Origin of the sequence: Blautia sp. OF03-15BH (assembly GCF_003463065.1) — a bacterium.
In the GTDB taxonomy this organism is placed as follows: Bacteria; Bacillota; Clostridia; order Lachnospirales; family Lachnospiraceae; genus Limivivens.
On the sequence record NZ_QSCM01000001.1, the window covers coordinates 435,736 to 448,907 of the forward strand.

Genomic DNA, 13,172 nt, shown 5'->3' on the forward strand with positions numbered 1-13,172 from the left:
CCCATGTGATCCCCCTTCCCCGTTCTTAAAACGTGGAAAGGGGGATTCTGCGTTCAGAAAAATTGTGTGGTATTTTCTGGACAACGGCATAAAATGACATTATACTGAAGGTATTGGAATTTTCTGTCGGAGCAGATGAACTCCGTCATTCCACATTCATCCAAAGGGGGCTATAAATTATGAATCCATCCGATTACGAGCGCAGGGCCGCACGCCGCCGTGCACTCCAGAAAAAAAGACGCCGTCAGGTAATGATGATGAAGGGCATCATTCTGGCCATTTTACTTGTGATCCTGGCACTTTCCTGCACGGCTGCCTGGCGTATTTTTTCACCTTCCGGTGACGCCGGCAAGAATCCAAAAAACAAGGATCTGACTGCCAGTGCAGACACAGAGGCACCGGAAAAAAGTTCCTCCGTGGAGACGGAAACGGAATCCGAGACTTCAGCAGATGCTTCGGAGGAACTTCTGAAACAGGCCCGGCTTATGGCTGCCGGTTACGATTACGACGGAGCCATTGCACTTTTGAAAAACACAGCATCCTATGAGTCCAACGCTGAGATCATGGCCGCGATCCAGGAATTTGAGACCACAAAAGCTTCCTGTGTCGCTGTGGATGTGACAACCGTTCCTCACATCTTCTACCATTCTCTCCTCAATGATACGACCAGAGCTTTTGATGTTTCCGTTCTCGGTCAGAGTCAGGTGGATGGCATGAACGCCTGGATGACCACCGTAGAAGAATTTGACAAAATCACACAGGCGATGTATGACAACGGTTATGTCTTCGTCCGGCTTCGTGATCTGGTGACGGAAACCACAGATGAAAACGGCAATGTCACCTTTTCCCCCAATCAGAATCTGATGCTTCCTCCGGACAAGAAGGCCGTCGTACTTTCCGTTGACGACCTGAGCTATTATCACTCCTATCAGAAAGCCGGTTATCCGGACAAACTGATCCTGGATGAAAACGGCGATGTGAAATGTCATTATGTCACGGCTGACGGCACCGAGGAAGTCGGCGATTTCGATGTGGTCCCCCGGCTTAATACGTTCCTGAAGGCGCATCCGGACGGTGCTTACAAGGGAGCACGGGGGCTGATCGCTCTTACCGGATATAACGGTGTCTTCGGTTACCGGACAGACTCTGATTATGAAACAAAAACCAATCTCCAGGAAGACCAGGCCAAATGGCTGGAAGAACATCCTGATTTTAACCGTCAGACGGAAATCCAGGAGGCAACCGTGATCGCTGATGCCTTAAAGGAAGAAGGCTGGGAATTTGCAAGCCATACCTGGGGCCACTTAAGCGTTACGGATAAAAGTGTAGAAGGTCTGAAAAATGACAACGAAAAATGGGTTGCCAATGTGCAGAACATCGTCGGTCCCGTCGATACCATTATTTTTGCCCATGGGAACGATATCGGCGACTGGCACGACTACAGCGACAGCAACGAAAAATATCAGTATTTCAAGAGTGTCGGTTACAACTTCTTCTGCAACGTAGACGGTTCCCAGCCTTACTGGGTACAGATCCGCGAGCATTATGTCCGTCAGGGCCGCATTGACCTGGACGGTTACATGCTTTACAAGGCAAGTACTGGTCAGACCACCGTTCTGGACAACATGTTCAAGGCTTCCGAAGTCTTTGACCAGCGCCGTCCGACTCCGGTTGTCGCCCACGGACAATCCTGATCCGGAAAGCCAACAAAAAAGCTCAGGAACGCAAAAAGCGTTCTCTGAGCTCTTTTTCTCCTCTTTCAAGGTACTCATTCCATTCTTCAGATTCCCCGAAAATATCCTGAAACGTCCGGTATTCATCCTCCAGCCCTTTTCCGTGCGGCACCATGTAGGCTCCTGCATCACTTCCAAGTGCCAGTGTCACTCCTTTTTCTTTTCCAAGCCTGATATTCCTGCAGTCTGTCTCATAAATTTTCCGGACGATCTCATCCGGAAACCGCCCGCAGCCGATCAGGTTCCTTACCGTCACTACCGTCGGCACCCAGATCGTATGTGCCTCCGCCATGGCTTCTATGGCCTCTTTATCCACATAGCGGCCATGTTCTATGCTGTCTGCTCCACACTCCGCCGCATTCCGGACAGTTTCAGCTCCATTGGCATGGACCATGACTGCCATGCCTTCCTCGTGGGCGAACTGAAACAGTTCTTTCATCTCATCCCGGGAAAGAGGCGTGGACGTGATCACTCCGTATTTTGAAAAATCCACCAGACCGGAGACCATAAGTTTGATGAAATCGGCTCCCTGTCTCTTTGCTTCCCGCACCAGGTTTTCATATTCTTTCACGCTATCAAAGCCTTTTCCTACAATAGAGCCATAGTGTCCATTTTTGTGGATGGCAAAAACCGGTGTCCGGTAATCGATGCCGTATTCTGCCGCTATATTTTTCACAAAAGAAGAAACGCCCAGATTATCTCCTCCGTCTCTGATAAATGTAATCCCTCTTTTCCGGTATTCTTCCAGATAGCCCCGGAGAATATCTTCGCGTATATGGCCTTTATGCGTTTCTACTGCCTTCCGGTAATCATAGCCGTTCATAAAAAGATGCGCATGGCCTTCTCCAAACATGTTCCTTCCTTCTTTCGCTTTTCTTATCCTTTTCTGCAGATATTTTCACCAAAGAAACAGGCAGCACAAAGTCTGCCTGTTTCAAAATATTTACATTGATTTCCGCTCTGCGATCTCTGCCATTTTAGCTTCATTCAGACGGGTATCTCCATGCACACGGCTGTAGGAAAGATAGCCGTTCATCCGGTCGATCTTCGTCAGGTTGCTTGAACCGCAGACCGGACATACATCCATCTCCAGCTCCTGATGGCCACAGTCATCACAATATGCCAGGGATAGGTTGACACCCTCGTAATATCCGAGATACATGGCTCTGCGGATCAGACTCTTGATCGCTTCAATGTTATAATCGATCGGATAACGGACATACTGGATCTTTCCTCCATTGCAAAGCTCCCAGAAACGTCCCTCCAGATCCTGTTTTTCAATGGGAGTCAAATCTTCCGTCACATGACAGTGAAAACTGTTGCTCACATAGGGACGGTCGGAAACATTCTCCACGATACCGTACATTTTACGGAACTGCTCTACCTGAAGGCCGCACAGACTCTCAGCCGGTGTTCCGTAGATGGCATAAAGCCAGCCGTCTGCTTCCTTGAATTCATTGACTTTTTTGTTGATATATTCCAGTACTTCCAGCGCAAACTCTCCGTCCTCGGCGATCGATCTGCCATTATAGAGCTCCTGCAGTTCATTTAATGCGGTAATGCCAAAGGAAGCAGTCATAGGCTTCAGCAGGGGTTTGATCCGGTCTCCGGGTTTTAAATGACCGCCGTAGAAGCCTCCCTCACAGTAAGCCAGCGGATTGGTGGACGCTTTCATATTTCCAAGATAATCATAGGTCCTTTTATGGAGATTCCGGATCATTTCCAGATAATAATCCAGCACCTCGTAGAAATCCCTGCTTTCGGAACGGGATTTTGCCAGGATCATGGGCAGATGCAGGCTCACTGCACCGATGTTGAAACGTCCCACAAATACGGGCTTGTCCTCGTCATCTGCCGGATGCATGCCGCCACGCTCATACCAGGGGCTTAGAAATGCACGGCAGCCCATGGGGCTGATAACCTTTTTGTATCTTTTATACATACTGGAAATGTAACCTTTTCCACTCATGGACAGCCAGTCCGGATACATGGTCTTGGACGAACAGGCCACACCGGCTTCAAAAACATCCTCACAACATTTTCCGGGTCCATGGATATTTTCATCATACAGGAAAACGATCTTTGGGAAAAGTACAGGCTTCTTATTTCCGGGTTTTCCCTGGCCTCCCATGTGCACATTCAAAAGTGTGACGGAAGCCATTTTCTCAAAACGCTCCGTACCCAGACCGATGGTCACTGTGACAAAGGGATAGTCTCCTCTGGAAGAACCAACGGTATTGAGCTTGTACTCGATCCCCTGCCAGCCCTGGTCAAAGTCTCTTTTCACCTTATCCATGGCATACTGTTCTGCCTTTTCCTTTGTTCCCTGCCAGGACGGATCTGCGTATTTCAGGAACTCTTCCTTATATTTCTGATAGCTTTTCTCCGCATAAGGAGCCAGAACCTTATCCGCCTCCGGCACGGTAAAGCCTCCGTACTGCTGTGCTGCTGTACTTAGAATGATATCTCCCATCACATCAAAGGCCGTGTCCAGCGTCTTGGGCTCATTATACCAGACGTTTCCCATCTCAAAGCCACCGCTTAACACATTTCCGATATCAAACAGACAGCAGTTCATGGTATCCAGCCGCGCAGACTGGTCATGGATATAAATATAACCGTCCTTGCATGCCTGAAGCTCATCCCGGTTCATGAAAAACTTGCGGTAAAGCTCCTTGTTCAGCTCATTGAAGATCAGACTTCTCTTAGTCGCCACCAGCGCACTGTCCGTGTTTGCATTGCTTTTGTCGCCAATGTAGCGGATCGACTGGCTCTTTGTGTAAACCTCATCCATCATATGGATAAAGTCTTGCTTATAGTTCCGGTAATCCCGATAACTTTTGGCCACGGAAGGATTTACCTGATCAAGCGCACCCTCCACGATATTGTGCATCTCCGGGATCGTGATGCCGTCCTCACTTCTCTCCTTTGCCTTCTCCTTGGCATACTCACAGATAAAAGATATCTCCTTCTCTGTAAAACGGTACATGATACGGCTGGCAGACTTATTCACAGCGGCAATGATCTTGTCCACATTAAATTCTTCTTTTGTGCCGTCTTTCTTGATAACGTACATGGCAATCTCCTTCAATTCTACTATATCTTGTGTATTTCAAGTATATTTTACACTAATTCTTGAACAGTCTTCTATATCATATAACAAAAACCCTCTATCGTAAAGAGGGTTTTTTTAAAAAAACATCTCGACGATTTTGAAATTTCCGGTTTACACCTTTTTCCTGGTATGCTAACATGTACTGTAGCGGTTCAGAACGTCAGCGAACGCAAGTATGCTGCCGTCTCTACCTTTGAAAAAGAAAACAAAGGAGGGATTTTATGAGCAAATCCATTTATCCTGAAAACTACCATTCCGATCTGAATCTTCACGATACCCAGGTTGCCATCAAAACCGTAAAAGATTTTTTCCAGCGTGCACTCACCGAGCGGCTGAACCTCTTACGTGTGACGGCTCCCCTTTTTGTTGAGCCTTCTTCCGGTCTGAACGATAACCTGAACGGCGTAGAACGTCCGGTAAGCTTTGATATCCGGGGCATAAAAGGCTCCAATGCCGAGATCGTTCATTCTCTTGCCAAATGGAAACGTTATGCGCTGAAAAAATACGGTTTTTCTTATGGAGAAGGTCTTTACACCGACATGAACGCCATCCGCAGGGATGAAGAGACCGATAATATCCATTCCATTTATGTAGACCAGTGGGACTGGGAGAAAATCATCACCAAGGAAGACCGCACAGTGGATACCTTAAAGCAGGTGGTCCAGGAAGTCTATCAGGCCCTGAAAAAAACCGAGAAATATATGGCCATCGAATATGATTACATCGAAGAGATCCTGCCGAAAAATATCTTCTTCATCACCTCCCAGGAGCTGGAAGACAGGTATCCGGACTGTACGCCCAAGGAACGTGAATATAAGATTGCCAAATTGAAAGGTGCCGTCTTCATCATGCAGATCGGCGGAAAGCTGAAATCCGGTCTTCCCCATGACGGCCGTGCACCGGACTATGATGACTGGTCCTTAAACGGTGACATCATCGTTTACTATCCCGTTCTCGATATCGCCCTGGAGCTTTCCTCCATGGGTATCCGTGTGGATGAGGATTCCCTGAAAAAGCAGCTGGAGCTTGCCGGCTGTCCGGAGCGGGCAGAGCTTCCTTTCCAGAAGGCCATTCTGAACAAAGAGCTGCCCTACACGATCGGTGGCGGAATCGGTCAGTCCCGTATCTGTATGTTCTACCTCAGAAAAGCCCATATCGGCGAGGTACAGGCTTCTCTCTGGCCCGAAGAAGAAACCAAAGCTGCCGCTGAACACGGCATCGAGCTTCTGTAAAGCAAAAAAGCTGCGGTCTGTCAGTTTCCTGACACCGCAGCTTTTTTATCTTTTGACAGGCAGAACATCCATCAGAGCTTTTTCATCCAGGTCTTGGCATGCTCGATCCAGGTCGCACACTCCGGCTGGATCCCAAAACCGTCCCCGCCAGCAGTCAGCTCATTTGCAAGCCCCAGTCCATGGGGACCATGAGGATAAATGTGCATTTCCACAGAAATCCCCTGATCATGAAGTGCCTGATAGAACAGCAGAGAATTCTCTACCGGTACACAGTCATCTTCTGTCGTATGCCACAGGAATGCAGGCGGTGTGTCCGCATCTACCTGATTTTCCAGTGACATTTCCTCGATCAGTTCTTCATAACGATCACCAAGAAGATTTTCAAAAGAACCTCTGTGGGCTTTTGGTCCGGAAGTGATGACCGGATAGCTCAACATCATGCCGTTTGGCTTTAACAGTTCCGGAGTGGTATGAAGCATCTCTGCCAAAAAGGTCTTTTTCTTCCAGAAAACACCATAGGAAGCTGCCAGATGTCCGCCTGCGGAAGCGCCCTGTATCACGATCTTGTCCGCATCAATATGGAATTCCTTCGCATGCTCTCTTAAATATTTAAAACCGGCTGCCACCTGAAGAAGTGCCGTCGGATAACGGGCCGGAGCCACACTGTAACGAAGGACTGCCGCATGAAAACCGGCTGCCAGAAACTGCAGGGCAACAGCTTCTGCCTCACGGTCAGAGGTCATTGCATACGCACCGCCGGGGCAGATAAAGATCAACGGTCTTTTGTCAATAGCGATCTCCGGAGATTTTTCCTGAAGATAGAGATATAGTTTTGCAGGCTCTTCATACGTTTCTGCTTTGATGTCCATTACCTGATAATTCATGATTTCCTCTCCTTTTCTTATGCGATTTCTTCCGGCAGGCGGATCTCTCCGTCAAAAACAGTAGTTGCCGGTCCGGTCATATAAACCAGATTTTCCTTTCTGTCCCAGAAGATCTTCAGATCTCCACCCAGAAGTTTTACCGTCACTTCCTCTTCCGTAAAGCCATTTAAAATGCAGGCCACTGCCACAGCGCAGGCTCCCGTCCCGCAAGCCATGGTTTCTCCGGAACCTCTCTCCCATACACGCATTTCCACTGTTTTCCGGTCCAGTACACGAACAAACTCCGTATTGACCCGGTCCGGAAAGCACTTATGATGTTCAAAAGAAGGTCCGATCTTTGTAAGATCCAGTTCCTTTGGAGAATGATCCAGAAAGACCACTGCATGAGGATTTCCCATGGAAACACCAGTTATACGGTATTCTTTTCCATCCACCTCGATCGGCTCATCGATCACTTTTTCTTTCCCGGAAAGGATCGGGATATCTTTTGCATTCAAGATCGGTTCTCCCATATTGACCCGCACTTCCGATACTTTTCCGTCTTTCAGTGTCAGATGAAGGTATTTCATGCCGGCCTTCGTTTCCACTGCAATATCCGTTTTGTCCACAATCCCATAATCGTAGGCATATTTTGCCACACAACGGATACCATTTCCGCACATGGCTCCCTGAGAACCGTCCAGATTGTACATATCCATGGTGCAGTCTCCTTTTTCAGAAGGACGGATCAGGATCAGACCGTCGGAACCGATCCCGAAATGCCGGTCACTGACAAATCTAGCCACAGCCGCCGGATTTTTCACCTCTTCTTTAAAACAGTTGACATAAACATAATCGTTGCCGATGCCATGCATTTTTGTAAATTTCATCTTCTGCCTCCTACATCTGCCGTGGTACGATATCACGATACCGGCCATTTTTCTGTTCTCTTATTTTACCACGACTGTTTTTATTTGGGAATCCTGATTTGACATTTATCTCTTCTCTGTTATACTGATATAGCGTTTTCGAGATGCCCAGACCATTGACTTGTCTGAAAATCCGATCGCACGGTTGAAAAAAACGGATCCCGTGAAAAAAAATCTGACAATGAGGAAATTTATGACAACTGACAAAAAAAAGAGAAAAAAACAACCCACCAGGCGAAAGCGGCGCACGCTTACACAGGCAGAACGGAAACGACAGCTTCATTTCCGTATCGGACTTTCCGCTGCCGGGATTTTTATCGTATTTCTCCTGTTTTTCGCGCCTTTTGGCCCACATCTGCTCTCCGGCTCCGGAAAAGGCAGGGCGGTGGATCTCTCGGATTCTGTCCTGCAGTATCAGGAACAGGTCCTTCAATATTGTGAAGAGTATTCCATTCCTGCTTTTTCACAGATCGTTCTGGCCATCATGCAGCAGGAAAGTGCAGGTTCCGTGCCTGACGTCATGCAGGCCTCGGAAAGTCCCTTCAACACCTGGTATGCCAATACACCAAACAGCATCCCGGATCCGGATTATTCTATCCGTGTTGGAGTGGAAACCTTTGCTTATTGCCTGGAGGAAGCCGGCTGTGCAGCTCCAAACCAGAAAGAACGGCTCAAACTGGCCCTTCAGACTTATAATTACGGAAATTCCTATGCCTCCTGGGCACTCACCAATTACGGCGGCTATTCTCCGGACAACGCCCTGGAATTTTCCGAGAACATGAAGATCAAACTGGGATGGAATCAATACGGCGATCCGGAATATGTTTCCCATGTGCTCCGCTATTACCGCTCCTGAAGATCTCACGGTCCGGAGTGCTTTCCCGGTGTCATCGCAAATATAACTGGATTTTTTTTCATTTATCCACTACAATACAGATTAGGAGCAAAATTTTTTACGCCGGCAGTCATCTTTGTCTTGCTTTCCTGCAAGGCAGCTTGCAAACTTTCGCCACTTATCATTCAAAAGGAGTCATTTTATGAACTATGAAATTTATACCACCGTGGACTGGCTGATGTTTTTTTACATCTATTGCTTTCTCGGCTGGTGCTTTGAATCTACCTACGTTTCTCTTCATCAGAAAAAATGGGTCAACCGCGGCTTTATGCGTGGTCCCTTCCTTCCTCTCTATGGTTCCGGGGCTGTCATCATGCTTTTCGTGACCATTCCGGTTCGTGACAATATCTTTCTGACCTTCCTTTTCGGCGCCATAGGAGCCACGATTCTGGAATATTTTACCGGAGCTGCCATGGAAGCACTCTTCAAGGTCCGCTACTGGGACTACAGTGATCAGCCTCTGAACCTGAACGGACACATCTGTCTGGGCACCAGTATTGCCTGGGGCTTTCTCACACTGGCCATGGTCCATGTCCTGCAGCTGCCGGTGGAAACGGTCGTAAATGCCATTCCTCAAAAACCAGAAGGGATCCTGGTTCTTGTGCTGTCCATCTACATTGCAGCTGATTTCTCCCTTTCCTTCAAGGCTGCTCTGGATATCAAGGATGTGCTGACAAAGATGACCGCTGTCAGAGAAGAGATGGAAAAGGTCCAGTCCCGTCTGGATGCCATCATCGCTTTCACCGGTCAGACCGCAGCTGTCCAGACACTTTCCAATTCCAAAGACCGCCTGTCCGGCACTTTGCAGGCAGTTAAATCCAAACTGGATTTCCTGCAAAAGCATGAGCCTACCGAAGAAAACCGCTCCGGCAGACAGCTGACCGGTTTCCGCGAAGAACTGGATCAGCTGAAAACCCGTTATATCGTGGATAATGAATACCGCAAAGCACTGGCAGAGCGTTTTGGCTCTTTCCGCAAAGCAATGCTGGAAGCGCATCCGACCATCTCTTCTCCGAAGTTTCAGACTGCTCTTAACGAATTAAAGGAGATCATGTCTGAAAAATCTCATAAAGAAAAGTGAAAAAGCCCCCCGACGGGCACCATGTCATATCCCATGGCTCCGAGCTTTGGAATCAGTTTTTCCAGAGCCGGAGCCATATTTTTTGCCCCGGTATGGAAAAGCAGTAAAGCTCCCGGGCAGAGTTTTTCATTTCCGGCCACCATCTGAAAAATAACATCACTGTCATAATCTTTCCAGTCTTCTACATCTACAGACCAGCCCACAGGAATTGCTCCGGCCATCTGAACGGCATTTAAAAGGCCTTCCCCGTAACGGTTGCCTCTCTCCTGAAACAACTGGATTTTTTTCCCGGTAAGCCCCATAAGCCGTTCTCCCGCCTGTTCCAGCATACCGGCTGCCTCTTTCCTTGTAAGCAGGTCCGAGCGTTTGCCTTCCTGGCTCAAAATCCCCAGCTCATGTCCTTCCTGTACGATCTCCGTTACCAGCTCCGGCCATTGCTCTCCCCAGGCTTCTGTCACGAAAAAAGTGGCTTTTTTCCCTTTTTCCCGAAGGATTTTTAAGACCTCTTCCGTCTGTGCTCCGCTTCCTGTCACCTGAAAAAGCAGGCCGATCTTCGATTCTTCCGTATCAACCGCATTCACCGGCCCTGTGTTCCCAACCGTTCTCACTGCCACGTTCTGACTGGTCTGGCGAAAATTCCAGATCCCTGCCGCCGTCAACAACAGACAGAGCAGCAGCACTCCTGCTCCGCGGAATTTTCTTACATCCATTTGATCCGCTCCCTTTTTATTTCTTCTCTTACTCATTTTATGAAAAGCAGAACAAGATATGCGGTTTCTGTATAAAAGAAGAGCCCTGCGTTTTTTACACACCGGACTCTTTTACTACACGGATCGTTCCATTCTCGATCAGTTCTTCAAATGTTCTGGCCAGTTTCGGATCAAACTGGTGCCCTTCTTCTTCCCTGAGGATCTTTAAGACCCGTTCCAGAGGCATTCCTGCTTTATAGCAACGTCTGGATGTCATCGCATCAAAGGAATCTGCCACACAGAGGATTCGGGCTGTCAGAGGAATATCCTCTCCTGCGATCCTTCTGGGATACCCTTTTCCATCATAACGCTCATGATGACCGATGACGGCCGGGATCACATAATCCAGAGACGGCAGATGACGGATGATACCGATGGAAGCTTCTACATGACCTTTGATGACCTCATATTCCTCATCCGTAAGCTTTGCCGGCTTATTCAGGATCGTCTCCGGAATACCGATCTTTCCGACATCATGGAGAAGAGCCGCCTGACGGATCACCTCTATGACATCCGGATTCAGATGCAGTGCCTTTGCAAGCTCGGTAGCATAATACGCCACATTTTTGGAATGTTGGAAGGTATAATGGTCCTTTGTATCAATCGCTGCTGTCAGGGCATAGATCGTGGATTCATATTCCTGATAAATATGCTCATGGTCGGACTTGCCTTCCTTTCCCGACAGTTCTTCCTGTACCAGCGTATCAAAAACTTTGATGCCGTTTTTGCCGTTCCGCTTCACATGGTAAACTGCCATATCCACATTTTCCAGAAGTTCCTTCACATTCCTGGCCGCATAGGGAGCCGCACTGATGCCGGCACTGATGGTCAGTACCTTCAGCTTACAGTCTGCCGAATCACGGTTCATGTTGAAAATCTGTTTCTGAATGGCTTCTGTCAGCCCTCTGGCAGCATAGACATCATATTTCGGAAGAAGAATGGCAAATTCTTTTCCTGTGTAGCGTGCCACATAACCATTCGCACCTACGCTGGCGCGGATGATATCTGCTACCCGTTTTAAGGCCTGATCGCCCTGACGGGTGCCGTAAAGCTGGTTATAAAGCTTAAAATCATCCAGATTGATGATAATGAGTGCCAGCGAACCTTCTTTGTTTTTCTCAAATTCTTCATTCAGTACTTCCGTAAAATACTTCCGGTTCAGAAGACCGGTAAGTTCATCCGTTCTCGCCTCATGATAAGCCTGTTCATAAAGCCGGGCGTTTTTGATGGCAATGGAAGCAACAGATGCGATGGAATTCAGAAGCTTCAGATCGTTATTGTCCAGCTTCTTCTTTCCTTTTTTCTCTCCGAGAAGAAGTACACCAACCAGCTGATCGCCATCTTTTAACCCAATACAGGCTTCGACCTTTTTCTCTTGCAGCTGATTTTTTTCCTCTTCCCACATTGCCTTATATTCTACTGTTGTGCGGAATTCCTTCATAAGGATCCCTTCTCTGCTTTTCAGCCAGCGGACCAGAGGATTGTCTTTTTTCATGAAAAAGGACAGGTCATTCAGCGGTCGGTCACTATGCTCCGTCCGATAGTCACCATTCGTCTGCTGGATGCAGATATAAATACCCTCCACCTCCACGGTACGCTGGATCACCCGGACGATCTCTTCCAGGATATCTCTGACACAGAGACTCTTTGATACCGCACTGCTGAAATTTTTCAGATCTTCCGCCTGCTGAAGCTCTTCTTTTACAAAAACGTTTTTCATGATCTCTCTCCAGACCAGAGCCAGCACCATGGCTGTTCCCAGGAAACAGATGGAAAAGACCAGGGAATAATAGCTTGAAGTCTGAGGAAGGATCTTGTTCATCGCCTCCGTGATATAGGGCGAAAGATTAAAATAAAGGACAAAGTTCAAAAGAAGACCAACGCCGTAACACAAGCCCTCAGAGGCAAGCAGCCGAAGCTGGAACAGCCTTCTTCTCATCAGGGCATACATGATCAGACATGCATTGACCAGTCCTCCAAGAATATCGATGGGGAACCCTTCAAAAGCAGGGATCAGCAGTGCCAGCTGACCGGCAAAAAGGAAAAAGATCCCCACAACGATCGGCTGAAACTGTTTGCCCATGGTCCTGTTTTTCCTGCTGAAGTGCAACAGAACACTTAAAACATGAATCACCGTAAATCCTCCTGCCAGAAACAGAAGGATCGTATGCCAGTTCATGTGATACACAAATGACACCGTTCCATTATGATCCAGAAGCTCCGGCGGAGCTAGGAAAAAGCCACCGGGTACATTGAAAACAAACAGAAGCAGATAAAACAGACCGTAGAAAATACAGCCTCCCGTCTTCGGCTTTCCCGCAAATTCTGTAATGAATCGGTAATATCCGAGCGGCAGGGCAAACAGTCCAAACAGCGATACATGATACCAGAACACATAGCCCGGCCAGATCAGATTTCTCATGAGCAGAGAACCGCCCGTCCAGCAGATCATACCGATGAGAAGGATCAGAAAGCTGTTTGCGATCCGGTTTCTCCGTGCCGCCAGCATAAGCAGCAGCATGAAAATATAGCAAAAAAGTGCAATACACGAAATATATCCATAAGTTCCCATCTT

10 protein-coding genes are annotated in these 13,172 nt (G+C 47.9%); 4 read left to right on the forward strand and 6 right to left on the reverse strand.

From position 1 onward, the window contains the following. Positions 1 to 179 precede the first annotated feature (179 nt). Positions 180 to 1,694, forward strand: a complete 1,515-nt coding sequence (locus DXA57_RS02000; RefSeq protein WP_117764216.1) for a polysaccharide deacetylase — start codon at positions 180 to 182, stop codon at positions 1,692 to 1,694. A 22-nt stretch (positions 1,695 to 1,716) separates the two neighbouring features. Here DXA57_RS02000 and DXA57_RS02005 read toward each other — a convergent pair whose 3' ends face one another. After that, positions 1,717 to 2,586, reverse strand: coding sequence for an amidohydrolase family protein (locus DXA57_RS02005; RefSeq protein ID WP_117764217.1), 870 nt, complete (start codon positions 2,584 to 2,586; stop codon positions 1,717 to 1,719). Positions 2,587 to 2,676: 90 nt separating this feature from the next. Continuing rightward, complete coding sequence (gene nrdD / locus DXA57_RS02010; RefSeq protein WP_117764218.1) at positions 2,677 to 4,809, reverse strand: anaerobic ribonucleoside-triphosphate reductase; 2,133 nt, start codon at positions 4,807 to 4,809, stop codon at positions 2,677 to 2,679. Positions 4,810 to 5,069: 260 nt separating this feature from the next. Here nrdD and asnA point away from each other — a divergent pair, with 260 nt between their 5' ends. Next, positions 5,070 to 6,080, forward strand: a complete 1,011-nt coding sequence (gene asnA / locus DXA57_RS02015; protein WP_117764219.1) for an aspartate--ammonia ligase — start codon at positions 5,070 to 5,072, stop codon at positions 6,078 to 6,080. A 71-nt stretch (positions 6,081 to 6,151) separates the two neighbouring features. Here asnA and DXA57_RS02020 read toward each other — a convergent pair whose 3' ends face one another. Together DXA57_RS02020 and dapF are read right to left on the reverse strand one after the other, a co-directional pair. Continuing rightward, complete coding sequence (locus DXA57_RS02020; protein WP_117764220.1) at positions 6,152 to 6,964, reverse strand: alpha/beta hydrolase; 813 nt, start codon at positions 6,962 to 6,964, stop codon at positions 6,152 to 6,154. 17 nt (positions 6,965 to 6,981) lie between these two features. Continuing rightward, positions 6,982 to 7,833 carry a diaminopimelate epimerase gene (gene dapF, locus DXA57_RS02025; protein ID WP_117764221.1) on the reverse strand — a complete coding sequence of 284 codons (852 nt, stop codon included), beginning with the start codon at positions 7,831 to 7,833 and terminating at the stop codon, positions 6,982 to 6,984. A 232-nt stretch (positions 7,834 to 8,065) separates the two neighbouring features. Between dapF and DXA57_RS02030 the strand changes: the two genes are divergently transcribed. Both DXA57_RS02030 and DXA57_RS02035 read left to right on the forward strand, forming a co-directional pair. Continuing rightward, positions 8,066 to 8,728 carry a lysozyme family protein gene (locus DXA57_RS02030; protein WP_158571208.1) on the forward strand — a complete coding sequence of 221 codons (663 nt, stop codon included), beginning with the start codon at positions 8,066 to 8,068 and terminating at the stop codon, positions 8,726 to 8,728. Between the two features lie 181 nt (positions 8,729 to 8,909). Further along, positions 8,910 to 9,848 (forward strand): putative ABC transporter permease, encoded by a 939-nt coding sequence (locus DXA57_RS02035; protein ID WP_117764223.1) that lies wholly within the window; start codon positions 8,910 to 8,912, stop codon positions 9,846 to 9,848. Here the strand turns inward: DXA57_RS02035 and DXA57_RS02040 are convergent. Together DXA57_RS02040 and DXA57_RS02045 are read right to left on the reverse strand one after the other, a co-directional pair. Further along, positions 9,833 to 10,558, reverse strand: a complete 726-nt coding sequence (locus tag DXA57_RS02040; RefSeq protein WP_158571209.1) for a polysaccharide deacetylase family protein — start codon at positions 10,556 to 10,558, stop codon at positions 9,833 to 9,835. The two genes, DXA57_RS02035 and DXA57_RS02040, sit on opposite strands and share 16 nt — an antisense overlap. A gap of 94 nt (positions 10,559 to 10,652) precedes the next feature. Then, positions 10,653 to 13,169 carry an HD domain-containing phosphohydrolase gene (locus tag DXA57_RS02045; protein ID WP_117764225.1) on the reverse strand — a complete coding sequence of 839 codons (2,517 nt, stop codon included), beginning with the start codon at positions 13,167 to 13,169 and terminating at the stop codon, positions 10,653 to 10,655. Positions 13,170 to 13,172 lie beyond the last annotated feature (3 nt).